The following is a 24028-nucleotide window of genomic DNA, read 5'->3' as shown; positions in this document are numbered from 1 at the left end:
CCCCGTCGTCCGGGTGCCGTGGGCCGGGTGTGTTCGCGGTGCGTGAAGGTCGGTGCGCGGACGGGGACGCGTGCTTGCACTCACAGGGGTCGAGTGCTAACCATTGACTTAGCACTCTCGGGTTGAGAGTGACAGAACCACCCCGGCCGTCAGGTGAGGCGTCGGGTGCGCGGGACAAGACCGCGCGCCCGGTCGTCGTCCGTCGCGGGCACCGACCGGCCGACCCGAACCCAAGCAAAGGATCGCTCGCCACATGGCCAAGATCATTGCCTTCAACGAGGAGGCCCGCCGCGGCATCGAGCGGGGTCTGAACGTCCTCGCCGACACCGTGAAGGTCACGCTCGGCCCGAAGGGCCGCAACGTCGTGCTCGACAAGAAGTGGGGCGCGCCGACGATCACGAACGACGGTGTCTCCATCGCCAAGGAGATCGACCTCGAGGACCCCTTCGAGAAGATCGGTGCGGAGCTCGTCAAGGAGGTCGCCAAGAAGACCGACGACGTCGCCGGTGACGGCACGACGACGGCGACCGTCCTCGCCCAGGCGCTCGTGCGCGAGGGTCTGCGCAACGTCGCGGCGGGTGCGAACCCGATCGCGCTGAAGCGTGGCATCGAGAAGGCCGTCGAGGCCGTCACCGCCGCCCTGCTCGCGCAGGCCAAGGAGGTCGAGACCAAGGAGGAGATCGCCGCCACGGCCGCCATCTCCGCCGGTGACACCGCGATCGGCGAGCTCATCGCCGAGGCCCTCGACAAGGTGGGCAAGGAAGGTGTCATCACCGTCGAGGAGTCCAACGCGCTCGGCCTCGAGCTCGAGCTCACCGAGGGCATGCGCTTCGACAAGGGCTTCCTGTCGGCGTACTTCGTCACCGACCCGGAGCGCCAGGAGGCCGTCCTCGAGGACGCGTACGTCCTGCTCGTCGAGGGCAAGATCTCGAACGTCAAGGACCTGCTCCCGCTGCTCGAGAAGGTCATCCAGTCCGGCAAGCCGCTGTTCATCGTGGCCGAGGACGTCGAGGGTGAGGCCCTCGCGACCCTCGTCGTGAACAAGATCCGTGGCCTGTTCAAGTCGGTCGCCGTCAAGGCCCCCGGCTTCGGCGACCGCCGCAAGGCGATGCTGCAGGACATGGCGATCCTCACGGGTGGCCAGGTCGTCAGCGAGACCGTCGGCCTCAAGCTCGACACGGTCGGCCTCGAGGTCCTCGGCCAGGCGCGCAAGATCGTCGTCACCAAGGACGAGACCACGATCGTCGAGGGCTCGGGCCAGGCCGACCAGATCGCCGGTCGCGTCACGCAGATCCGCGCCGAGATCGAGAACTCGGACTCGGACTACGACCGCGAGAAGCTGCAGGAGCGCCTCGCCAAGCTCGCCGGCGGCGTCGCCGTCATCAAGGCTGGCGCGGCCACCGAGGTCGAGCTCAAGGAGCGCAAGCACCGCATCGAGGACGCCGTGCGCAACGCGAAGGCCGCCGTCGAGGAGGGCATCGTCGCCGGTGGTGGCGTCGCGCTCATCCAGGCCGGCAACACCGCGTTCGCGGACCTCAAGCTCGAGGGTGACGAGGCGACGGGTGCCGCGATCGTGAAGCTCGCGATCGAGGCCCCGCTCAAGCAGATCGCGATCAACGCCGGTCTCGAGGGTGGCGTCGTGGCCGAGAAGGTCCGCAACCTGCCGACGGGTCACGGCCTCAACGCCGCGACCAACTCGTACGAGGACCTGCTGGCCGCGGGCGTCAACGACCCGGTCAAGGTCACGCGCTCCGCGCTGCAGAACGCGTCGTCGATCGCCGCGCTCTTCCTCACGACCGAGGCCGTCGTCGCCGACAAGCCGGAGAAGGCCCCCGCGGCCCCCGCCGGCGGCGGCGAGGACTTCGGCGGCGGCTTCTGAGCCGACCGCTGAGCCTGCCTCAGTCGGTCCTGCCCGGGCGCGTCGCACGCGCCTGACGCAGCACTGCACGACCCAGGACGGGCCGGTCGCCTTCGGGCGGCCGGCCCGTCCGGCATGTGCGGGCCGATCTGCGGGTGCGGGGGGCTCGTCGGCGCCCGGTATCACCCGGTAGTGTCGTTCCGCCGTCCGGTGAGGCGGCCTGGCGCGACGGGGCGGGGGGCTTCCGGTGACAGGACTGTGGCGTGACGTGTCGGATCTGGGAACCGTGGCGACCGTGCTGGGCGTGGTCGTCGGCGGCGGGGTGTTCCTCGGCTCGTGGGCGTACCGGGGGGTCGAGCGCAGCGCGTCCGCGGTGTGGCGGTCGGTCGGCGAGGCGCTGGTCGTCGCGTGGGCGATCGCGCTCCTCGCGGTGATGCTGCGCCCGTTGCCGTACCCGAGCGACCCGGGACCGGACCTCGCCCCGTTCACGGGGATACCCGCGGGCCTCGACGCCGGCTCGTGGGAGGTGCCCGCGGTGCAGCTCGGCGGGACGGCGCTGCTGTTCGTCGTGGGTGGGGGTCTGCTCTCGGCGCGGCTGCGGTGGGGTGTCGTGCGGCCCGCGCTCGCGATGGCGGCGGTCGCGGCGCTCGTCGAGGGGCTGCAGCACGTCCTGCACACCGGGCGGCACGTGGCGACCGACGACGTGCTCGTCGCGGCCCTCGCGGGTGCGGTCGGCGCGGCGGTCGTCGTCGCGCTGCGCGGTCGCGCGGGACGGACGCGCGCGCGGCGGGGGACCGGTGTGCTGCGCGCGGAGGCGATGGGCTGACACGCAGGCGGCGCTTTCACCCGCTGCGACGCGGCCCTGCGCGGCTAGCCTCGGCGTGTGCAGGACACCGTCGTCACCGTCGAGGGCCGGTTCGAGCACCGTCACGCCGCGGAGCGGGGGACCGTGTCGCTCGACGTCGGGTTCGAGTCCGACGTGCGCGACGACGCGGTGCGCCGCACCACGCACGCGCACGCGCGGCTCGTCGACCAGGTCCGGTCGATGCACGACGAGAGCGCCGGGCCGGTCACGTGGTGGGCGTCGCAGCGGGTCGCGGTGTGGGCGCAGCGCCCGTGGAGCGACCAGGGTGCGCGCCCGCCGCTCGTGCACCACGCGTCGGTGCAGCTCGAGGCGACGTTCGCGGACCTGGCGCGGCTCGCGGCGTGGGTCGAGCAGGTCGCGGTGCTCGACGGCGTCACGGTGCTGGGCGTGCAGTGGGCGCTCACGGACCCGACCCGCACGCGCCTGCTCGAGGACGCGCGCGAGCGCGCGGTCGCGGACGCGATCGACCGGGCCCGCGCCTACGCCCGCGCGCTGGGGATGCGGGACGTGCGGCCGCTCGCGGTGGCCGAGCCGGGGATGTTGGGCGACCCGGGTCCGGGCTCACCGGGCGACGAGCCGCCGGTCCTCGCCGCGGCGCGCGCGATGGTCGCGGACGCCGCCGAGGGTCGGCTCGACCTCAAGCCCGACGAGCTGTCCGTCGCGGTGCGGGTGCACGCGCGGTTCGCGGCGTCCTGAGGGCCGCGCGCTACTGGCGGTAGGAGGCCAGGAAGTTGCCCAGGCGCTCGACGGCCTCGCCGAGGACACGCGCCTCGGGGAGCGTGACGATGCGCAGGTGGTCCGGGTCCGGCCAGTTGAAGCCGGTGCCCTGCACCAGCAGGATGTGCTCGCTCACGAGCAGGTCGTACACCAGGCGGGCGTCGTCGTGGATCTCGTGCACCTCGGGGTCGAGGCGCGGGAACAGGTAGAGCGCGCCGTCGGGGCGCACGCACGTGACGCCCGGGATCGAGGTCAGCCCGCGCCAGGCGACGTCGCGCTGCTCGTGCAGGCGTCCGCCGGGCGCGACGAGCGTCTCGATCGACTGCACGCCGCCGAGCGCGGCCTGCAGCGCGTGCTGCGCGGGCACGTTCGCGCACAGTCGCGTGGACGCGAGCAGCTGGATGCCCTCGAGGAACCCGGACGCGTGCTCCCGCGGTCCGGTGACGACCATCCACCCGGAGCGGTACCCGGCGACGCGGTACGTCTTCGACAGCCCGTTGAACGTCAGGCACAGCAGGTCGGGCGCGACGGACGCGAGCGGCGTGTGCACGGCGCCGTCGAACAGGATCCGGTCGTAGATCTCGTCGGCGAGCAGCAGCAGCGAGTGCCGGCGCGCGATGTCGGCGAGCGCGACGAGCGTCTCGCGTGAGTACACCGCACCGGTCGGGTTGTTGGGGTTGATGACGACGAGCGCCTTGGTGCGCGGCGTGACGAGCGACTCGAGGTGCTCGAGGTCCGGCTGCCAGCCCTGCGACTCGTCGCAGCGGTAGTGCACCGGCTTGCCGTCGGACAGCGACGTCATCGCGGTCCACAGCGGGTAGTCGGGGGAGGGGATCAGCACCTCGTCGCCCTCGTCGAGCAGCGCCTGCATGACCATGGTGATGAGCTCGGAGACGCCGTTGCCGAGGTAGACGTCCTCGACGTCGAACGTCGGGAAGTCGGGCTCGGTCTCGTAGCGCGTGACGACCGCTCGCCGCGCGGACAGGATGCCCTGCGACTCGCTGTACCCGTGCGCGGTGGGGATCGCGGCGATCATGTCGCGCACGATCTGGTGCGGCGCCTCGAAGCCGAACGCAGCGGGGTTCCCCGTGTTGAGCTTGAGGATCGCGTGGCCCTCCGCCTCGAGCCGTGCCGCCTCGGTGAGCGTCGCCCCGCGGATCTCGTACAGGACGTGCTGCAGCTTGGCCGACTGGTCGAGGGGACGCAGGTGCATGGGGGCAGCGTAGGCCCGGCCGCGCCCGTGCCGGTGCCCGCGCCCGGCCGGGACGGGCGTGACCGGATCGGGACACGTCCGAAACACCCCGTTCACGCCTTCGGGTCGGTGCCCGAAACACCCGGTCCCTACCGTCCTGCGTCATGGGCACAGGGATGTATACACCCCGGGACACAGCGCGGTGTCGCGCGGTTCCTGAGCCCGCGTCCGGTTCCGCTCGTGAGCACAGCCCCGACGAAAGGGTCTCCTCCGTGACCAGATCGATCCGCACCACCCGCGCGCTCGCACTGTCCTCCGGGGCGCTCGTCGCCCTCCTCGCCCTGTCCGCCTGCGGCTCCCGCACGGACGACGAGGCGTCGTCCACCTCGGCGGCGTCATGCGTCAAGACGGACGGCGACAGCATCAAGATCGGCTTCCTCAACTCGCTGTCCGGCACCATGGCGATCTCGGAGCAGACCGTCCGGGATGCGCTCGACCTCGCGGCTGAGGAGATCAACGCCGCGGGCGGCGTGCTCGACAAGAAGCTCGAGATCGTCGCGGAGGACGGCGCGTCCGAGCCCACGGTGTTCGCCGAGAAGGCGGAGAAGCTCATCAAGTCCGACTGCGTCGCGGCCGTGTTCGGCGGCTGGACGTCGTCGTCGCGCAAGGCGATGCTGCCGGTCTTCGAGAGCAACAAGAGCCTGCTGTTCTACCCCGTGCAGTACGAGGGCCTCGAGGCGTCGCCGAACATCTTCTACACGGGCGCGACGACGAACCAGCAGATCATCCCCGCGATGGACTACCTCAAGGAGCAGGGGGTGACGAAGGTCTTCCTCGTCGGGTCCGACTACGTGTTCCCGCGGACCGCGAACAAGGAGATCATCGCCTACTCGGAGGCCAACGGGATCGAGATCGTCGGCGAGGAGTACGCGCCGCTCGGCCACACGGACTTCTCGACGATCGTCACCAAGCTCAAGGGCTCGGGCGCCGAGGCGGTGTTCAACACGCTCAACGGCGACTCGAACGTCGCGTTCTTCAAGGAGTACAAGAACGTCGGCCTGACGGCGGAGACGACGCCGGTGGTCTCGGTGTCGATCGCCGAGGAGGAGGTCGGCGGCATCGGCGTCGACAACGTCGTCGGCCAGCTCACCGCCTGGAACTACTACCAGACGGTCGAGAGCCCGCAGAACGAGACGTTCGTCAAGGCGTTCAAGGCCAAGTACGGCGACGACCGCGTGACGTCCGACCCGATGGAGGCCGCCTACACCTCGCTCTACCTGTGGAAGGGCATGGTCGAGAAGGCGAAGTCGTTCGCGGTGGCGGACGTGCAGGCCGCGGCGGACGGCGTGAGCTTCGACGCCCCCGAGGGGACGGTCACCGTGAACGGCGACAACCACCACATCGCGAAGACCGCGCTCATCGGCAAGATCGACGCCGACGGCCTGATCTACCCGGTGTGGGAGTCGGACGGCCCGATCGAGCCGGACCCGTTCCTCGAGGGTTACGACTGGGCCGAGGGCCTGTCCTGACCCACCCCTGACGGGCGGTGGCCCGGCGTCCTCTCCGTGCGCCGGGTCACCGCCCCCCAGGTCGGCCGCGCCCACCGGGCGCAGGAAGGAGCGGGTGCGTGGAAGCCCTGGTCTCCCAGCTCTTCGCCGGGCTGAGCCTCGGGTCGGTGCTGCTGCTCGCAGCGCTCGGCCTCGCGCTCACGTTCGGGCAGATGGGCGTCATCAACATGGCGCACGGCGAGTTCATGATGGCCGGCGCGTACACCGCTTTCGTCGTGCAGAAGGCGATCGCCGACGCGGGCGTCTCGCTGCTGGTGTCGCTCGTCGTCGGGTTCCTCGTCGGGGGCCTGCTCGGCCTGCTCCTCGAGGTGACGCTGATCTCCCGCATGTACCACCGGCCGCTCGACACGTTGCTCGTGACGTTCGGCGTCGCGCTCGTGCTGCAGCAGCTCGCGCGTGACGTGTTCGGCGCGCCGAACGTCGACGTGCGCGCCCCGGCGTGGCTGTCCGGCGCGGTCGAGATCCTCGGGGTGGGCGTGCCGAAGACGCGGCTGTTCATCCTCGGCCTGGCAACCCTCGCGGTCGTCGCGCTCGGCCTCGCGCTCAGGCTCACGCCGCTCGGTCGCCGCATCCGCGCCACGGTCGCCAACCGGGACCTCGCCGAGACCGCGGGCATCTCGACACGCGCGACCGACCGGCTCACGTTCTTCCTCGGCTCCGGGGTCGCGGGGGTCGCCGGCGTCGCGCTCACGCTGCTCGGGTCGATCGGCCCGACGCTCGGCACCAACTACATCGTCGACGCGTTCCTCGTCGTCGTCGTCGGCGGCATCGGTCAGCTCAAGGGGGCCGTGATCGCGGCGCTCGGGCTGGGCCTGCTGCAGGCCGGCATCGAGTACTCGAGCACCGCGAGCCTCGCGAAGGTGCTCGTGTTCGTCATCATCGTCGCGTTCCTGCAGGTCCGGCCGCAGGGGCTCGTCGCCGTCCGGACGAGGAGCCTGGCATGAGCGCGGTCGTGCGGATCTGGGGCCACGAGCGGGCGCGCCTGCTCGTCGGCGTGGGCGTGGCGGGGCTGCTGCTGTTCGTCGTCGCACCCGGCGTGCTGTCGGACTTCCGGCTCAACCTGCTCGCCAAGTTCTGCTGCCTCGCGATGGTCGCGGTCGGCATCGGGCTCGCGTGGGGTCGCGGCGGGATGCTCACGCTGGGGCAGGGCGTGTTCTTCGGCCTCGGCGGCTACCTCATGGCGATGCACCTCAAGCTCGCCGACGCGGGCCCGGGCGGCGTGCCGGACTTCATGCTGCTGTACGGCGACGGCACGGTCCCGGCGTGGTGGGAGCCGCTGCGCAGCCCGGTCGTCACGGTGCTCGCGATCCTCCTGCTGCCCGCAGGCCTCGCCGCGCTGCTCGGCCTCGCGGTGTTCAAGCGCCGCGTGCGCGGTGCGTACTTCGCGATCCTGTCGCAGGCGCTCGCCGCCGCGTTCGCGATCCTGCTCATCGGCCAGCAGAAGGTCACGGGCGGGACCAACGGGCTCAACGGGTTCCGGTCCTTCTTCGGGTTCGACCTGGCCGACCCGGTGAACAAGCAGATGCTCTACTACATCGCCGCGGGCACGCTGCTGGTGATGGTGCTCGTCGTGCGCCTGGTCATGCGCTCGCGGTACGGGGAGCTGCTCGTGGCCGTGCGCGACCAGGAGAACCGCGTGCGGTTCCTGGGCTACGACCCGGCGCTCGTCAAGGTGCTGGCGTACGCGCTCGCGGCCGCGTTCGCCGCGATCGGCGGTGCGCTGTTCGCGCCGATCGTCGGGATCATCTCGCCCGCCGACGTGGGCGTCGTGCCGTCCATCGCGTTCCTCGTCGGCGTCGCGATCGGCGGACGTGCGACGCTCCTCGGTCCCGTCGTCGGGTCGATCGCGGTCTCATGGGCGGAGACGAGTCTGTCCGAGCGGTTCCCGTCGTTCTGGACGTACTTCCTGGGCGGGTTGTTCATCGTCGTCGTCGCGTTCCTGCCGGACGGCTTCGCGACGCTCGGCCGGGTGCGGCTGCGGCGTCGTCGGCCCGGTCCCGACGAGCCCGCGGGCACCCGGGACGACGAGCACGCGCACGACGAGCACGAGCAGGCCACCGCGAGCGCGGGGAGGACGGCATGACCGACGAGACGACACCGGACCCCGACGAGGTCGAGGTCCAGCTCGACCCGCAGGCCCTCGAGGCCGTGATCGCGGCACCCGAGTCCCGGTTCCGGCACGACTACCTCGAGGTGCGCGGGCTGCGCGTCGAGTTCGACGGCTTCGTCGCGGTCGACGGGGTCGACCTCACGGTCACGCAGGGCGACCTGCGCTTCCTCATCGGGCCCAACGGCGCCGGCAAGACGACGATCGTCGACGCGATCACGGGCCTGGCCCGGTGCAGCGGCTCGGTGCGGTTCGGCGGCGTGGACCTGGTCGGCCGGCCCGCGCACCGCATCGTGCGGGCGGGCGTGGGACGCACGTTCCAGACCGCGAGCGTGTTCGACGAGCTGTCGGTGCTGCAGAACCTCGACATCGCGGCGGGCTCCGGTCGGCGCCTGCCGACCCTGCTGCGGCGGCGCTCGGGGATCCCCGACGAGGTCGCGCAGGCGCTCGAGACCATCGGCCTGACCGCGCTCGCGGACGCCCCCGCCGGGGTCCTCGCGCACGGCCAGAAGCAGTGGCTCGAGATCGGGATGCTCCTGGTCCAGGACGCGCGGCTGCTGCTGCTCGACGAGCCCGTCGCCGGCATGTCCCACGCCGAGCGCGAGCAGACCGGGCAGCTGCTGCGACGCATCGGCGAGCAGCGCACGGTCGTCGTCGTCGAGCACGACATGGAGTTCCTGCGGACGTTCGCCTCGTCCGTGACGGTGCTCCACCAGGGGCGCGTGCTCTCGGAAGGGTCGGTCGCGCAGGTGCAGGCCGACCCGTCGGTCGTCGAGGTGTACCTGGGCCGGGGAGCCGGCGCCCGGGGCGCCGCAGGGGAGGTGGCGTGATGCTGGAGCTGACCGGCGTGCATGTCGGGTACGGGCGCACCGCCGTGGTGCACGGCGTGGACGTCGCGGTGGACGCGGACTCCGTCACCGCCGTGATGGGCCACAACGGCGCCGGGAAGACGACGCTGCTGCGCGCCGCGGTCGGGCTGCTGCCCGTGCGCTCGGGCAGCGTCCGCCTCGACGGCGACGACGTCACGAGGCTGCGCCCGCACCAGCGCGTGCGCCGCGGCCTCGCGTACGTCCCGCAGGGGCAGCAGTCGTTCGGCACGCTCACCGCGCGCGAGAACCTGCAGCTCGTCGCCGACGGGACGGGCGCCGCGGGCCGACGACGGATGGACGAGTCGCTCGACCTGTTCCCGGCCCTGCGCGGCCTGCTAGGCCGACGAGCCGGTCTGCTGTCCGGCGGCCAGCGCCAGCAGCTCGCCATCGCACGCGCGCTCATCACCGGCCCCAGGGTCCTGATCCTCGACGAGCCGACCGAGGGCATCCAGCCCAACGTCGTGCAGGAGATCGAGGACGCGATCACGACGTTGACGGCGGCCGGCGGGCTCGCGGTGCTGCTCGTCGAGCAGCACGTCGGGTTCGCGCTGTCCGCCGCGGCGCGGTACTACGTGCTCGAGTCCGGGCGCGTCACCAGCGAGGGTGCGGGTGGGCTCGACCAGGAGGAGGGCGTGCGTGCGGCGATGGCGATCTGACGTGGTCGCCGCGTCGCGCGGCACGCGTCACCAGGGGGGATACGCTCCATGTCCATGAGCACCGGACCGGGCTCCGAGCCGGCCGCGCGGGAGACCACCAGCACTCCCACCGACGGCCTGTCGCTGCGCGAGATCGTCTACCACCGCCTGCGGGACGAGATCCTCAACGGCCGGATCAGCCCGCGCGAGCGCCTCACCGAGCCCAAGCTCGGCAAGGCGTTCGAGGTGTCCCGCACCCCGGTGCGCGAGGCGCTGTCCCGCCTGCTGTCCGACGGGCTCGTGGAGCGCACCGACTTCGGGTACGCCGTCGTCGTGCCGTCGCTCGAGGACCTGCGCAACCTCTACGAGCTGCGCATCACGCTCGAGCTGCGCGGCATCCAGCGGGCGATCGAGAACCCGTCCGTCGTGCACGACGAGGCCGCGCTGCGCGCCGAGCTCGAGTTCTGGGTGGGCCTGCGCGACGACCCGCCCGCGCCGGACCCGTCGTTCGTCCTGCTCGACGAGCGCTACCACCAGGTCCTGTCCGCGTCCTCCGGCAATGCGCAGCTCACCGAGGCCCTCGTCGCCGTGAACCAGAAGATCCGCGCGGTGCGCATGCACGACTTCGTCGAGACCTCGCGCATCGCCACCACGATCGACGAGCACGTCGAGATCGTCGAGCTCGTCCTGGCCCGCCGCCTGCCCGAGGCGCTCACGGCGTTGCACCAGCACGTCGGCGAGTCCCTCGAGGTCGTCATGGAGCGCGCGACGAGCGCCATGACCCGCATGGCCCTCGCCGGCTGACCCCGCGCCGGCGCACCCGCCCCGCCGACCCCGCGTTTCCTCCGGCTCCGGCGCGCCATACCCGGAGCGATGACGGTCTCGGCGGGGTGGTCCTCGTCGACCCCGCGATTCCTCCGGCTCCGGCGGACCAGACCCGGAGCGATGACGGTCTCGGCGGGGTGGTCCTCGTCGACCCCGCGTTTCCTCCGGTTCCGGCGGACCAGACCCGGAGCGATGACGGTCTCGGCGGGGTGGTCCTCGTCGACCCCGCGGTTGCTCCCGGTCTGGGGTCTGGGGTCGGGGGGAGGGAGGGATGGCGGGGTCGGGGGTGCAGGTGGCGTAACGCCGCGTTCACACCCGGCGTCCGGAGTCGAAACATCCGGTTCGTACCGTCCCGGATACGTCGGTGTATACGCACCGCGACCGGGGACGACGACGAGGAGACGGCATGGTCGGCACGCTGCTCGTCGCGAACCGGGGGGAGATCGCGGTGCGGATCATCACCACCGCGCGGCGGCTCGGGTGGCGGACGGTGGCGCTGTGCACGAGCGAGGACGCGGCGGCGCCGCACGTGCGGCTGGCCGACGACGTCGTGCACCTGGGTGCCGACCCGCACGCGTACCTCGACGGCGGGCGCGTGCTGGACGCCGCCCGCCGGTCCGGGGCGACCGCGCTGCACCCGGGGTACGGGTTCCTGTCCGAGGACGCGGTGTTCGCGGCGGACGTGGAGAGCTCGGCGATCACGCTCGTCGGGCCGACGCCCGGCCAGGTCGCGACGTTCGGCGACAAGTTCCGCGCACGGCAGGCGGCGCTCGCGGCGGGCGTGCCGGTGCTCGCGGCGTCGGGGCTCGTCACGACGGCCGACGACGCCCTGCGCGCGGCCGAGCAGATCGGCTACCCGGTGATGCTCAAGGCCGTCGCGGGCGGTGGCGGGCTCGGGCTGCGCAGGTGCGCGGACGGCGCAGCGCTGGCCGCTGCGGTCCAGGAGATGCGTCGGGTCGCGGCGCAGCGGTTCGGCAACCCCGCGATGTTCGTCGAGCGGCTCGTGACGCGTGCGCGGCACGTCGAGGTGCAGGCGTTCGGCGACGGGTCGGGGCGCGTCGTGACGCTCGGGACGCGCGACTGCTCGTTGCAGCGCCGCCACCAGAAGGTGCTCGAGGAGGCGCCCGCGCCGGGTCTTCCCGACGAGCTGCACGCGCAGCTGCGCACGTGGGCGCGGGACCTGCTGGCCGCCGCGCGGTACCGGTCGGCGGGGACGGTCGAGCTCGTCGTCGACCTGGACCGTGGCGAGGCCGCGCTGCTGGAGGTGAACGCGCGGCTGCAGGTGGAGCACACCGTGACCGAGGAGGTCACGGGCGTGGACCTGGTCGCGTGGATGCTGCGGCTCGCGGACGGCGAGGACGTGCTCGCGGGCCGACCCGACGACGTGCCGACCGCCGGGCACGCGGTGCAGGCCCGCGTCTACGCGGAGGACCCGCGGCGCGGCGGCCTGCCCTCGACCGGGACGCTCACGCACGTCACGCTCCCGCCCGTGCGGGTCGACACGTGGGCCGAGCCGGGGCAGCGGGTGACGCCGCACTGGGACCCGCTGCTCGCGAAGGTCGTCGTCCACGGTGACGACCGTGCGCAGGCGTTCGCGCGCGCGGCGCACGCGCTCGCGGGCACGCGCGTCGACGGGGTCGAGACGAACCTGCCGCAGCTGCGGGCGGCCGTGGCGCACCCGCGCGTGCTGGCGGGCCGGGTGGACACCGCGCTGCTCGCGGACGTCGTCGACGACGAGCCGTGGGTCGAGGTGCTGCGCGCGGGGGACATGACGACCGTGCAGGACTGGCCGGGGCGGCGCGGGCTGTGGGAGGTCGGCGTGCCGCCGTCCGGCCCGATGGACGACCTGTCGTTCCGGCTCGGGAACCGTGCGCTCGGCAACGACGAGGGTGCGCCCGGGCTGGAGTGCACGCTCACCGGGCCGCGGCTGCGGTTCAGCCACGCCGCGACGGTGTGCGTCACGGGAGCGCCCGCGCCGGTGCGCGTCGACGGCCGGACCGTGCCCCAGTGGGAGCCGGTCGAGGTGCCCGCGGGTGGGGTGCTCGACGTGGGCGCCCCCACGGGCGCGGGGCTGCGCACGTACGTGCTGGTCGCGGGCGGGTGGGACGTGCCGACGTACCTGGGGTCGGCGTCGACGTTCACGCTCGGCGGCTTCGGCGGGACCACCGGCCGCGCGCTCGTCGTCGGCGACGTCCTGCGCCCCGCCGCACGGCGCACGCAGTACGGGACCCTGGCGCCCGTGCCGGCGGAGGTGCGGCCCCGGTTCACGCACGCGTGGCGGCTCGCCGTCCAGGAGGGCCCGCACCCCGCGCCGGACTTCCTCACCCGCGAGGACATGGCCACGCTGCTCGGCGCGACGTGGCGGGTGCAGGCGCACGCGAACCGCACGGGGGTCCGGCTGTCCGGCCCGCGGTTGCGGTGGGCGCGCCAGGACGGCGGTGAGGCGGGCCTGCACCCGTCGAACGTGCACGACACCCCGTACTCGGTGGGCGCGCTCAACATCAGCGGCGACACCCCGATCCTGCTCGGGCCGGACGGCCCGTCGCTCGGCGGGTTCGCCTGCCCGGTGACGGTCGTCTCGGGGCACCGCTGGAAGCTCGGCCAGATCCGCCCGGGGGACACCGTGCGCCTCGACGCGGTCCCCACCCGCACGGCCGAGCGCCTGCGCGCCGACGAGCGCCTGCGCGCCGCGGCACTGCTGCCGCCGGGTGTCGCGACCGGACCGGACGGCGACGACGGCGTGCTCGCCGTGGTCCCGGGCGACGCGAACGACACGGTCGGGCGGCCACGCGTGCGCTACCTGCGCGGCGGGGATGACAACGTGCTCGTCGAGTACGGCCCGCCCGTGCTCGACCTCGGGCTGCGGGTGCGCGTGCACGCGCTCGCGGAGGCGCTGCGCGCGCGGGTGCGCGGCGGGCTCGTCGGGGTCGTCGACGTGACGCCGGGCGTGCGGAGCCTGCACGTGCACGTCGACCCGGACGCGCTGCCGGTGCGCGCGCTCGTCGGCGTGCTCGTCGAGCTCGAGCACGCGCTGCCGCACACCGACGACCTCGTCGTGCCGTCGCGGCGCGTGCACCTGCCGCTGTCGTTCGACGACCCCGTCGTCGGCGCAGCGGTCGGGCGGTACGTCGCGGGCGTGCGGCCGCACGCGCCGTGGCTGCCGTCGAACGCGGAGTTCGTGCGGCGCGTCAACGGGCTCGGCTCGGTGGACGACGTGCTCGCGACGATGCTCGCGGCCGAGTACCTGGTGCTGGGCCTCGGTGACGTGTACCTGGGCGCGCCCCTCGCGGTGCCGCTCGACCCGCGGCACCGGCTGCTGACGACCAAGTACAACCCCGCGCGCACGTGGACCGCGGAGGGCACGGTCGGGCTGGGCGGGCAGTACCTGTGCGTGTACGGCATGGACTCCCCGGGCGGGTACCAGCTCGTCGGGCGGACGGTGCCGGTGTGGTCGTCGTACGCGCAGCACGGCGCGTTCGAGCCCGGGGTGCCGTGGCTGCTGCGGTTCTTCGACCGGATCGTGTGGCACGCGGTCACGCCGGAGGAGCTGCAGGGGTGGCGCGAGGACCTCGCGTCCGGGCGGCGCACGCTCGAGGTCGAGGACGGCTGGTTCTCGGCGCGCGAGCACCGTGAGTCGCTCGCGCGCGACGCCGCCGAGATCGCGGCCGTGACCGCTCGCCGCGCGCAGGCGTTCGCCGCCGAGCGCGCCGCGTGGGCAGCGGCGGGCGAGCTCGACGCGCCCGACGAGGCCGCGACCGCACCCCCGGTCAGGGCCGCGACCCGCACCGCCCCGCCGGGGTGCGTGCTCGTCGAGGCCCCCATGGTCGGTGCGGTGTGGCGCGTCGAGGCGCAGGTCGGCGAGCGCGTGCGGGCCGGTGACGCGCTCGTCGCGCTCGAGGCCATGAAGCTCGAGCTCGCCGTGCCGGTGCCCGTGGACGGGCGGCTCGTCGAGGTGCTCGTCGAACCCGGTCAGCAGGTCGCGCCCGGTGAGGCGCTCGCGGTCGTGGCGGTCGGCCCGTGACGACGAAGACGAAGGAGGTTCCGTGCACCTGACGCCGTCGGACACCGAGAAGCTGCTGCTCGCGGTCGCGGGCATGGTCGCGCGCGACCGGCTCGCGCGCGGCGTGCGGCTCAACTACCCGGAGACGGTCGCGCTGCTCACCACGTGGGTGGTCGAGCGCGCCCGCGAGGGGCGCTCGGTCGCGGACCTCATGGTCGAGGGCCGGCAGGTGCTGGGCCGCGACGACGTGATGGACGGCGTCGCGCAGATGCTGCCGGACGTGCAGGTCGAGGCGACGTTCCCGGACGGGCGCAAGCTCGTCACCATCCACGAGCCGATCGCGTAGGGGGCGGCACATGGCAGGCACGACGACGAGCGGGCCGGGCGCGGTGCGGCTCGCACCGGGCCGCGCGGACGAGCCGGTGGTGCTCAACGACCGCGAGCCGCACGAGCGGATCACGCTCGTCGTGACGAACACGGGCGACCGGCCCGTGCAGGTGGGGTCGCACGTGCACCTGCCCGACGCGAACCCGGCGCTGGACCTCGACCGGGTGGCGGCGCACGGCTTCCGGCTCGACCTGCCCTCGGGGACGTCGCGGCGGTTCGAGCCGGGCGCGTCCGCGCGGGTCGACGCGGTGACGATCCGGGGTGCGCGGCGCGTGCCGGGGTTGCAGCGGGACAAGGCGGACGGCGGCGCCCTGGGCCCGGTGCCCGCCGCGCCCGCGGCCTCGTCGGGACCGCGCACCGGCCTCGCGGTCACCCGCGCGCGGTACGCCGCGCTGTACGGCCCGACGACGGGTGACCAGCTCCGCCTCGCGGACACCGACCTGTGGGTCGAGGTGACCGAGGACCGCACGGTCGGCGGCGACGAGGCCGTGTTCGGCGGCGGCAAGTCGGTCCGCGAGTCGATGGCGCAGGGCACGACGAGCCGCGCGGCGGGCGCGCTGGACACCGTCATCACCAACGCGGTGGTGCTCGACTGGTGGGGCGTGGTGCGTGCGGACGTGGGCATCCGCGACGGGCGGATCGTCGCGCTCGGCCGCGCGGGCAACCCGGACGTCGCGGACGGCGTGCACCCGGACCTGCACATCGGCCCGTCGACCGACGTCATCTCCGGCGAGGGCAGGATCCTCACGGCGGGCGGCATCGACTCGCACGTGCACCTGCTCTCGCCGTCGCAGGTGCACGAGGCGCTCGCGACGGGCCTGACGACGATCGTCGGCGGCGGCACCGGACCGTCCGAGGGCTCGAAGGCGACCACGGTCACCCCGGGTGCGTGGCACCTGGGCACGATCCACCGCGCGCTCGACGCGCTGCCCGTCAACGTCCTGCTGCTCGCCAAGGGCAACACGGTGTCCGACGAAGGGCTCGACGAGCAGGCGCTCGCGGGCGCGGCCGGGTTCAAGGTGCACGAGGACTGGGGTTCGACGCCCGCGGCGATCGACGCGGCGCTGCGGGCCGCGGACCGGTGGGGGCTGCAGGTCGCGCTGCACTCCGACTCGCTCAACGAGGCGGGGTTCGTCGAGTCGACGCTCGCCGCGATCGGGGGGCGGTCGATCCACGCGTTCCACGCCGAGGGTGCGGGCGGCGGGCACGCGCCGGACATCCTCACGGTCGCGTCGCACGCGAACGTCATCCCGGGCTCGACCAACCCGACGCTCCCGCACACCGTCAACACGGTCGCCGAGCACCTCGACATGCTCATGGTCTGCCACCACCTCAACCCGCACGTCCCCGAGGACCTCGCGTTCGCGGAGTCCCGCATCCGCGCGACGACGATCGCCGCGGAGGACGTGCTGCACGACCTCGGGGCCATGTCGATCACGTCGTCGGACGCGCAGGCGATGGGCCGCATCGGCGAGGTGATCACGCGCACGTGGCAGGTCGCGCACGTCATGAAGGCCCGACGAGGCGCGCTCGGCACCGACGAGCCCGCGGACAACCTGCGGGCGCGGCGGTACGTCGCGAAGTACACGATCAACCCCGCGGTCGCGCACGGCATCGACGCGCACGTGGGGTCCGTCGAGCCCGGCAAGCTTGCCGACCTGGTGCTGTGGGAGCCGCGGTTCTTCGGCATCCGGCCGTCCGTGGTGCTCAAGGGCGGGGCGATCGCGTGGGGTGCGCTGGGTGACCCGAACGCGTCGATCCCCTCGCCGCAGCCCGTGCTGATGCGCCCCGCGTTCGGGGACGCGATCGCGCCCGAGCTGTCGATGACGTTCGTCGCCCCGGCGGCGCTGGAGGACGGGCTCGCGGACCGGCTCGGGCTGCGCCGCACGCTCGCCGCCGTCGCGGACACCCGCGGCGTCGGCAAGGCCGACATGCGGCTGAACGATGCGATGCCGCGCATCGACATCGACCCCGAGTCGTTCGCGATCGACGTCGACGGTGAACGCATCACACCCGCACCCGCCGACCGGCTGCCGCTCGCCCAGCTGTACACGATGTTCTGAGGAGCCCGCCGTGACCGCCGTGCACCCGCCGACGAGCGTGCTGTTCGCGCTGCTCGCCGACGCGCGCCTGCCCACGGGCGGGCACACGCAGTCCGCGGGGCTCGAGCCCGCGCTGCTCGCGGGGCTGTCCGTCGCGGACGTCCCCGGGTACGTGGGCGGTCGGCTCGCGACCGTGACGCGCACCGAGGCCGCGGTGGCGGTCGTCGCGCGGCACGTGGCGCTGGGTGATCCCGACGAGCGCGTCGCCGGGCTGCGCGCCACGTGGGACGCGTGGGCGGCTCGCACGCCCGCGCCCGCGCTGCGCGAGACGTCGCAGCGCCTCGGCCGCGGGTACCTGCGTCTCGCGCACCGGCTGTGGGGGGCGCACCCCGCCGTCGTCGCGCTCGATGCGGCGGTCGTCGCCGAGCGCGCGCGCCTGGCCGCGGAGAGCCCCGCCGCCTCCGGACCCGTCGGACGCAGCGACCGCGCGCAGCCGCCCCGGCCCCTGGTGCTCGGTGTGGTGGGCGCGTGCGTCGGGCTCGACGCGCGGCAGGTCGCGCAGCTCGTCGGGTACGACGACGTGCAGACGATCGCCTCCGCGACGCTCAAGCTCGCGCCCGTCGACCCCGCCGAGGCGACCGGGTGGGTCGTCGCGGCCGCGCCGACCGTCGAGGCCATGGCCGCGGGCGTCGCGCACCTCACCGAACCGGGGGACATCCCCGCATCCGGCGCCCCGCTCCTCGAGGAGTGGGCGCAGCAGCACGCCCGCCGCACAGAGAGGCTGTTCAGTGCCTGACACCCACACCCACACCCACCCTGCCCCGACGCGGTCGTTGCGGCTCGGCGTCGCCGGGCCCGTCGGCACCGGCAAGAGCTCGCTGATCGCGCTCGTGTGCCGCGAGCTCGCGGCCGAGCTGCAGCTCGGCGTCGTCACCAACGACATCTACACCGACGAGGACGCACGCTTCCTGCGCTCCGCGGGCGTCCTCGACCCCGAGCGCATCCGCGCGGTGGAGACCGGCGCGTGCCCGCACACCGCGATCCGCGACGACGTCACCGCGAACCTGCTCGCGGTCGAGGACCTCGAGGAGGACTTCGCGCCGCTCGACGTGGTGCTCGTCGAGTCCGGGGGCGACAACCTCACGGCCACGTTCTCCCCGGCCCTGGTGGACGCGCAGATCTTCGTGCTCGACGTCGCGGGCGGGGGCGACGTGGCCCGCAAGGGCGGGCCCGGCATCGGGCGTGCCGACCTGCTCGTCGTGAACAAGACGGACCTCGCGCCGTACGTGGGCGTGGACGTGCCGCAGATGGTCGCCGACGCGACCGCGGCCCGCGACGGGCGGCCGGTCCTCGCACTGTCGCGGCACGACGAGGCGTCCGTCGAGGCGCTCAAGGACTGGGTGCGCCTCATGCTCACCGCGCACCGCGCCGGCGCGCACGTCCCGCAGGACCCGGGGCCCATGGCGCCGCACTTCCACGCGGACGAGGAGCACCCCGCGGGGGGCTTCGTCCACACGCACTGAGGCGGCGCAGCGGTGCGGACGACGGTCGAGGTGGAGCGCGCGGGGGACCGCGTGCGGTGCGTGCTGCGCGCCGGCCACCTCGCGCCGCGCGTGCTCGCGCAGACCGACCGCGGCGTCACGGTCGCGCTCGTCGCGACCGGTGCGCTGCTGCTCGGCGGCGACCACGTGCGCGTGGACGTGCGCGTGGGCGACGGCGTCGCGCTCGAGCTCGTCGAGACGTCCGGCACGGTCGCGTACCACGGGCGCGGGCGGGCGTCGTCGTGGGTGGCGGACGTGCGCGTCGGGCGGGGTGCGTCGCTCGTGTGGGACGCGCTGCCGTTCGTCGTCTCGGACGGCGCGGACGTCACGCGCACGACGAACCTGCACGTGCACGACGAGGGTGCTGCGCTGCTGCGCGAGACGCTCGTACTCGGGCGCGACGGGCAGCGCGGCGGGCCGCTGCGGTCCGCGACCCGGGCCGCCATCGGCGGACGCGACCTGCTCGTCGAGGAGCTCGACCTGACCGGCCCGCACACCGCGCCCGGCGTGCTGGGCGACGCACGCGTCGTCGACTCGGTGCTGCTGGCCGGCCGTCGGCCGGTCGCTGCGGACGGCGGCGACGCGCGCGACGACGAGACGCGCGGGCTCGTCGTGCTCGACCTGCACCGCCCCGGCGCGCTGGCCCGCGCGGTCGGCAGCGCCGCGCACGTGGCCGACGTCGGCCCGCTCGTCGGCCGATGGCGCGCGGCGCTCCCGGTGCCCACCGTGCACCCGCACCCTGCCGCCGACCCGGCCGCCCACCCGACCGCTCCGACGACTGACCCCGAGACCTCGACCGACGCGCCCGGCACCACCGGGACCGACGACAGGAGCACGACATGCATGTCCCCGACCACGTGATGGACCCCGGCACGAGCATCGCGACCGCCGTGGTCGCCGGTGCCGCGCTCACGCACGCCGTGCGCCGTGCCCGCGCCGAGGCGACCCGCGAGCAGGTCGCGATGACCGCCGTCGCATCGGGCTTCGTGTTCGCCGCGCAGATGGTCAACTACCCGGTCGCCGCCGGGACGAGCGGGCACCTCCTCGGCGCTGCGCTGGCGGCGGCGCTCGTCGGGCCGTGGCTCGGGGCGCTCGCGGTGGCGGCGGTGCTCGTCGTGCAGGCCGTGCTGTTCGCGGACGGCGGGATCACCGCGCTCGGGGTGAACGCGCTGCTCATGGCGGGTGTCGGGACGCTCGTCGGCTGGTCGGTGCAGCGACTGGTGGCACGGTTCGCCGCGCGGGTGCCGGACGTCGGGCGCGTCGCGCTCTCCGCGGCGGGCGGGGCGGTGGTGTCGGTCCCGGCCGCCGCGCTCGCGTTCGTCGGCCTGTACGCGGTGGGTGGCACGGCCGACGTCGGGATCGGCGCGGTGACCGCCGCGATGCTCGGCGTCCACGCCGCGATCGGACTCGGCGAGGCCCTGGTCACGGGCGCGGTCGTCGCCGCCGTCGCAGCGATCGCCCCGGGGCTCGTCGCGCTCGACGCCCGCCCGCATGCGCGTACGGCCGTCCGCCGTGGCGCGCTCGCGCTGGGCGTCGCATCCGTCGTCACGGCCGGCGGCCTGTCGGCGCTGGCCGTCGGGACGCCGGACGGGCTGGAGTGGGCGGCGCAGCGGGTCGGGTTCGAGGCCACGGCCGGCCCGGCGCTCGTCGGGGCCCCGCTCGCCGACTACGGCACCCTCACCGGCGTCCCGGTCGGAGCGGCGGGCCTCGCGGGCGTCGTGGCGGTCGCCGGCCTGGTCGCCCTCGGCCTGCGCCGCGCCTCGTCCGCACCGGCCTGACCGCCGGCTCGGCCGGCCTCAGCCGAACGCCGGCACGGTTCCCGACGAGAACACCTGCGACGCGGGCAGGCCGGTGACCTTCTGCGCGGCGACCGTCAGCACGTCGCACGGGTTGGTCACGATGCAGTACACCGCCTCGGGTGCGTGCTCGAGCAGCGTCGGCATGAGGCGCTCGAGCAGACGCACGTTGGTGCCCGCGAGGTCGAGCCGCGTCTGCCCCGGGCGCTGCTTCGCGCCCGCCGTGATGACGACGACGTGCGAGCCCGCGACGACTTCGGGGTCCGCGCCGCCCACCACCGTGCCACCCGTGAACCACGTGCCGTGCGCGAGGTCGAGCACCTCGGCCTCGACCTTCGGGCGGTCGATGTCGTACAGCGCGACGGTACGCGCCGAGCCGCGGATGAGCGCGGCGTACGCGACACTCACGCCGACGCTCCCGGCGCCGACGACCGTCAGCCTGGAGTTCTCGATCCGGGCCATGCGGCCACGCTAGCCCTGGCCGGCGTCCCCGGCGCGACGAGCCCCCACCAGGGTCAGTGCCGGTCGCGGGCGCGGACCCGCAGGCCGCTCGCGCGCAGGCGGCGCACCAGCTCGCGGGTGCCCACCGGGACGGCGCCGAGCGCGACGAGCTCGTCGTACCGCTCGTCGGGCACGTCGTAGTGGTCCAGGTCGAACGCGCGCGGCGGGATGCCCGCACGCTGGGCGAACGCGTGGAGCTCGTCCAGCGAGGAGTCGCTCACGAGGTGCGACCACAGCCGCTCGTGGCGCGGCCACAGCGGAGGGTCGAGGAGGATCACGGCGCGGCGGACCCGTCCTGCGGTGCGGCGAGCTCGACCGGGTCGGGCGCGACGAGCGCGTGCGCCGCCGCCTCCGCGTCGTGCTTGGCGATCTCCTTCTCGAGGCGCTGCAGCTCCGCCTCCACGTTCTGCCGCGCGGGCTCCTCCCACCCGGCACCGAGCGGGGTCGAGAACAGCGACGGGCGAGCCAGCAGCTTGCGCAGGATGCGCGCCCGCGCCCGCGCGTAGTCCGCCGCCGGCACGTGCGAGTACTCGGCGCGCACGTCGTGCAGGTACGCCTTGTAGCGCTGCGGCTCGGACGCGAGCATCGCCAGGTCCGCGTCGCACAGCACCGCGCAGTCCGGGTCCTTCGGGTTCGGCGCGTGGCGCACGAGCGCCGTCACCAGGTCGTGCACGCGCTGCGCGTTGTGCTCGGGGACGCCCAGGCCCACGAGGTCGTCGAACGCCAGGCGTGCGCTCGCCGCCTCGTCCTCGCCGCCCTTGTTCGCGTACGTCTTGCGCTCCGCGGAGTCGAACACCGCCCCGTGGTACCAGGCGGCGAGCCGCACCAGGTCCGGCTCGTGGCTCTCTGCGTCGAGCTCGTCCACCCGGACGAGCACCTCGACCAGGTGCTTCACGTTGTGGAACTCACGGCCGGGGGAGAGCCACCGGTCGAGCAGACGCTCGGCGACGGTGCGGATCTCGTCCGGCGACGCCGTGGCTCCTGCCCCGACGACGTTGCGTACGAATGCGGGCACCAGCCAGGCAGGCGCTTCGAGGACGCCCATGACCACCCTCACGACGACGACTAGGACGGGTCAGCATAGCCCCGCGGCACGAACCGGTCGTCCCGGACGCCCAGCCGCTGGTCATCGAGCGAGCGGCCGTGACGACGCTGCGCGCGGCGAAGATGAGGACTGGTGTTGCTTGGTCCTTGAGCACCGGCGGCACGACGCCCGTCGCGGTCGACACGGATGTGGACCATTCATGGCGTGAGGGCATGTGTGACCTGCGCGTTCGCCCGAAGGGGTGTAGCGCGTCAAACCGGGCACGGCGTGGCGGATTCTTCGCCATAATCCTCGCGCCGGGTCGCGCACCGTTGCCCGTCGAGCAGTATCGGGCTGCAGGGGGAGCGTGTGCGTAAGGGCTTGATGGGTCGTGGCCGGCGGACGGTCGTGACGGCGGTGGCCGCTGTGCTGGTCGCGGGTGCGGCGTATGCGGCGGCGGACGCGGTGCGGGGTTCCGATGTCGACTGCTCGGCGACGGAGGCGCCCACGCTGACCGCGGCGTTGCTGCTCGCTCAGGCGTGCGGGCACGACGTGGTCGCGCTGGACTCGCTGGACCCGTACAGCTCGTTGACCGCGACGCCTGTGGGTGCGGTGCGCGCGAGTGCGAGCACCGGAGCGGTTCGTACCGATGTCTCGGGTGAGTGGGCGCCGGTCGACCCGAGCGTGGTGACCGACGAGGAGTCGGGTGAGCTTCGGGTCGCTTCGCCGGTGCATGCGATCACGTTCGACCCGAAGGACGGGTCGGGGTTCGTCGCGATCGAGTCGGACGAGGGTGCGATCAGCCTCGACGTGCCGGTCGATCTCGGTGCTCCGCGAGTGAGCGGCTCCCGGGTGGTGTGGGACGTGCTCGACGCGACTGAAGTTCGAGTCAAGCTGGCGGGTCACGGATGATGGCTTCGTTCTGTCGACGGTGATCCCGATGGGCGGTCGGATGTGAGCGCGCTCATGGAAGTTCCTCAACTCTCCGATCTCGACGGTCTCCCCGTGGAAGTCGTCAGCTCAGAGGAGCCGGGCGTCGTTAGCGTGACGAGCTGGGCCAACGATGGTTCGGTCGTCACGGTTACGTGGGACGAGATCGCTGGGTCTGTCCAAGTGCGTTGGACGGAGGCCGACGAGGAGCGCCTGGTCGTCGAGCGAGAGATGGTGTCAAAGGTCTCGGTCCGTGAGGACCACGGTCGGATCGAGTTCTGGATCTGGTCTGACGCCGGCGTCCTCGGTGGCGAGCTGGTCGTCCGGGTCGGGGACCATGTCGGCGTTTCAGACGTACTGCTGCGCAAGTAGTCAGCTCAACTCCTGAGTCACCGGGCGTGCCCCGAGCGCTGGTTTCTGGTGTCAAGCTCGCTCGAGGGGCTCGCTGACGCCCAGGACGCGGCGGTAGGTCAAGAATGGCTCGCGGGCTACGAGACGCGGATCAACGGTCCGTGCCGCTGTGGATCACCGCTCTCGTCTCCGCGTGCGCCAGTTGGCTGATGCATCGCCTCCGGGAGGTGCGAGTCAGGTGTGCATCCGAGCGGTGCTGGAGAAGTGGAAGGCGGCGCAGTGAGCAGCACGGATTTCGGTCAGGCTGTGTCGGAGTTCTTCGCGCGCTTCGACCGCGCGATTCTCGAGCTGCCGAGTGGGGCGTTCGGCGGGCGGCCCGGCGACGTGGCCATGCGGCTGACGGAGTGCACGAGCGGGCCGCGGATCGTCGAGCTGAGGTTCGACATCGGACTGCGCATGCGGATCGAGGGCGAGCCTCGCGCCCTTGTGAAGAAAGAGGAGTTCGTCGACATCGACTTACTGGAGATCGATGCGTTCGATCGACTGCTCCTCGAGTGGGCGGGCCGCGACGAGGAGTTCAGCGACGGAGCAGTGCGCTTTATCGTCGCGAGCATCGAGCACCGCAAGGCTGCGTTGCGCGAGATGCCGTGAACGGATCATCGTCGTCGTTCCGGCAGCGGGTGACGACGGTGACGAGGAGCGGTATCCACCAGCTCGGGCCGCCGCTACTTCGTGGGACGGCGTTGTCGTGGAGGAGCGTCGTGATCGGAGCGGCAGGCCGCTCATCCGGGCCGGAGCAGAGGGTTCTTGTCGAGCGCGA

The 24028-nt window shown here is 73.5% G+C and carries 22 protein-coding genes and 1 pseudogene; 19 read left to right on the top strand and 4 right to left on the bottom strand.

Features of this window, described 5'->3' with window-relative positions; genetic code table 11:
• Positions 1 to 253: 253 nt before the first annotated feature.
• The 3 genes from groL to ACT17Q_RS13965 all read left to right on the top strand — a co-directional run bounded on the left by groL (position 254) and on the right by ACT17Q_RS13965 (position 3419).
• A complete protein-coding gene (gene groL, locus ACT17Q_RS13975) occupies positions 254 to 1879 on the top strand; it encodes a chaperonin GroEL (RefSeq protein ID WP_444663168.1) in 1626 nt (541 codons plus the stop codon).
• Between the two features lie 247 nt (positions 1880 to 2126).
• The gene (locus ACT17Q_RS13970; protein WP_141320800.1) at positions 2127 to 2684 is read left to right on the top strand and encodes a hypothetical protein; all 558 of its coding nucleotides are present in this window, start codon (positions 2127 to 2129) and stop codon (positions 2682 to 2684) included.
• A 57-nt stretch (positions 2685 to 2741) separates the two neighbouring features.
• The gene (locus ACT17Q_RS13965) at positions 2742 to 3419 is read left to right on the top strand and encodes an SIMPL domain-containing protein (protein ID WP_141320802.1); all 678 of its coding nucleotides are present in this window, start codon (positions 2742 to 2744) and stop codon (positions 3417 to 3419) included.
• Positions 3420 to 3429: 10 nt separating this feature from the next.
• Here the strand turns inward: ACT17Q_RS13965 and ACT17Q_RS13960 are convergent, their stop codons facing one another.
• Positions 3430 to 4653 (bottom strand): pyridoxal phosphate-dependent aminotransferase, encoded by a 1224-nt coding sequence (locus tag ACT17Q_RS13960; RefSeq protein ID WP_094181826.1) that lies wholly within the window; start codon positions 4651 to 4653, stop codon positions 3430 to 3432.
• A gap of 251 nt (positions 4654 to 4904) precedes the next feature.
• On the opposite strand from ACT17Q_RS13960, the gene urtA reads away from it, so the two are divergent.
• The 13 genes from urtA to ACT17Q_RS13895 all read left to right on the top strand — a co-directional run bounded on the left by urtA (position 4905) and on the right by ACT17Q_RS13895 (position 20384).
• Complete coding sequence (gene urtA / locus ACT17Q_RS13955; protein WP_444663165.1) at positions 4905 to 6161, top strand: urea ABC transporter substrate-binding protein; 1257 nt, start codon at positions 4905 to 4907, stop codon at positions 6159 to 6161.
• Between the two features lie 98 nt (positions 6162 to 6259).
• The gene (gene urtB / locus ACT17Q_RS13950; protein WP_444663163.1) at positions 6260 to 7144 is read left to right on the top strand and encodes an urea ABC transporter permease subunit UrtB; all 885 of its coding nucleotides are present in this window, start codon (positions 6260 to 6262) and stop codon (positions 7142 to 7144) included.
• Positions 7141 to 8283 carry an urea ABC transporter permease subunit UrtC gene (urtC, locus tag ACT17Q_RS13945; protein WP_444663161.1) on the top strand — a complete coding sequence of 381 codons (1143 nt, stop codon included), beginning with the start codon at positions 7141 to 7143 and terminating at the stop codon, positions 8281 to 8283. The genes urtB and urtC overlap by 4 nt, the downstream gene beginning before the upstream one ends.
• The gene (gene urtD / locus ACT17Q_RS13940) at positions 8280 to 9137 is read left to right on the top strand and encodes an urea ABC transporter ATP-binding protein UrtD (protein WP_444663159.1); all 858 of its coding nucleotides are present in this window, start codon (positions 8280 to 8282) and stop codon (positions 9135 to 9137) included. Before urtC ends, urtD begins: the two co-directional genes overlap by 4 nt.
• Positions 9137 to 9832 carry an urea ABC transporter ATP-binding subunit UrtE gene (urtE, locus tag ACT17Q_RS13935; RefSeq protein ID WP_444663157.1) on the top strand — a complete coding sequence of 232 codons (696 nt, stop codon included), beginning with the start codon at positions 9137 to 9139 and terminating at the stop codon, positions 9830 to 9832. Before urtD ends, urtE begins: the two co-directional genes overlap by 1 nt.
• 54 nt (positions 9833 to 9886) lie before the next feature.
• Positions 9887 to 10615: a GntR family transcriptional regulator gene (locus tag ACT17Q_RS13930; RefSeq protein ID WP_094181832.1), complete on the top strand. Its 729-nt coding sequence runs from the start codon at positions 9887 to 9889 to the stop codon at positions 10613 to 10615.
• Between the two features lie 427 nt (positions 10616 to 11042).
• Positions 11043 to 14657: an urea carboxylase gene (gene uca / locus ACT17Q_RS13925; protein WP_444663155.1), complete on the top strand. Its 3615-nt coding sequence runs from the start codon at positions 11043 to 11045 to the stop codon at positions 14655 to 14657.
• A gap of 22 nt (positions 14658 to 14679) precedes the next feature.
• Positions 14680 to 14982, top strand: coding sequence for an urease subunit gamma (locus ACT17Q_RS13920; RefSeq protein WP_444663153.1), 303 nt, complete (start codon positions 14680 to 14682; stop codon positions 14980 to 14982).
• A 10-nt stretch (positions 14983 to 14992) separates the two neighbouring features.
• On the top strand, positions 14993 to 17086 hold the full coding sequence (locus ACT17Q_RS13915; protein WP_444663151.1) for an urease subunit alpha: 2094 nt from the start codon (positions 14993 to 14995) through the stop codon (positions 17084 to 17086).
• Between the two features lie 10 nt (positions 17087 to 17096).
• Positions 17097 to 17861, top strand: a complete 765-nt coding sequence (locus ACT17Q_RS13910) for an urease accessory protein UreF (RefSeq protein ID WP_444663149.1) — start codon at positions 17097 to 17099, stop codon at positions 17859 to 17861.
• Positions 17854 to 18588 carry an urease accessory protein UreG gene (gene ureG, locus ACT17Q_RS13905; RefSeq protein ID WP_444663147.1) on the top strand — a complete coding sequence of 245 codons (735 nt, stop codon included), beginning with the start codon at positions 17854 to 17856 and terminating at the stop codon, positions 18586 to 18588. The genes ACT17Q_RS13910 and ureG overlap by 8 nt, the downstream gene beginning before the upstream one ends.
• 12 nt (positions 18589 to 18600) lie before the next feature.
• A complete protein-coding gene (locus ACT17Q_RS13900; protein WP_444663145.1) occupies positions 18601 to 19467 on the top strand; it encodes an urease accessory protein UreD in 867 nt (288 codons plus the stop codon).
• Positions 19446 to 20384, top strand: a complete 939-nt coding sequence (locus tag ACT17Q_RS13895; RefSeq protein ID WP_444663143.1) for an energy-coupling factor ABC transporter permease — start codon at positions 19446 to 19448, stop codon at positions 20382 to 20384. The genes ACT17Q_RS13900 and ACT17Q_RS13895 overlap by 22 nt, the downstream gene beginning before the upstream one ends.
• A 33-nt stretch (positions 20385 to 20417) precedes the next feature.
• On the opposite strand, the pseudogene ACT17Q_RS13890 reads toward ACT17Q_RS13895, so the two are convergent.
• The 3 genes and pseudogenes from ACT17Q_RS13890 to ACT17Q_RS13880 all read right to left on the bottom strand — a co-directional run.
• Positions 20418 to 20864: pseudogene (locus ACT17Q_RS13890) on the bottom strand (lactate/malate family dehydrogenase); the annotation flags it as partial.
• Between the two features lie 53 nt (positions 20865 to 20917).
• A complete protein-coding gene (locus ACT17Q_RS13885) occupies positions 20918 to 21181 on the bottom strand; it encodes a DUF4031 domain-containing protein (protein ID WP_444663141.1) in 264 nt (87 codons plus the stop codon).
• Positions 21178 to 21948, bottom strand: a complete 771-nt coding sequence (locus ACT17Q_RS13880; RefSeq protein WP_444663139.1) for an HD domain-containing protein — start codon at positions 21946 to 21948, stop codon at positions 21178 to 21180. Before ACT17Q_RS13880 ends, ACT17Q_RS13885 begins: the two co-directional genes overlap by 4 nt.
• A gap of 531 nt (positions 21949 to 22479) precedes the next feature.
• On the opposite strand from ACT17Q_RS13880, the gene ACT17Q_RS13875 reads away from it, so the two are divergent.
• From ACT17Q_RS13875 to ACT17Q_RS13865, 3 genes are all read left to right on the top strand, one after another.
• Positions 22480 to 22839 (top strand): hypothetical protein, encoded by a 360-nt coding sequence (locus ACT17Q_RS13875; RefSeq protein ID WP_444663137.1) that lies wholly within the window; start codon positions 22480 to 22482, stop codon positions 22837 to 22839.
• Positions 22840 to 22932: 93 nt separating this feature from the next.
• A complete protein-coding gene (locus ACT17Q_RS13870; protein ID WP_444663135.1) occupies positions 22933 to 23229 on the top strand; it encodes a hypothetical protein in 297 nt (98 codons plus the stop codon).
• 258 nt (positions 23230 to 23487) lie between these two features.
• Entirely contained in the window at positions 23488 to 23859 is a 372-nt protein-coding gene (locus ACT17Q_RS13865) for a hypothetical protein (RefSeq protein ID WP_094181843.1), read from the top strand.
• Positions 23860 to 24028 lie beyond the last annotated feature (169 nt).

Source organism: Cellulomonas sp. CW35 (assembly GCF_052378485.1).
GTDB classification, from domain to species: Bacteria; Actinomycetota; Actinomycetes; order Actinomycetales; family Cellulomonadaceae; genus Cellulomonas; species Cellulomonas uda.
The sequence above is the reverse complement of the archived record's forward strand: the minus strand, read 5'-3'. Positions and strand labels throughout refer to the sequence as shown.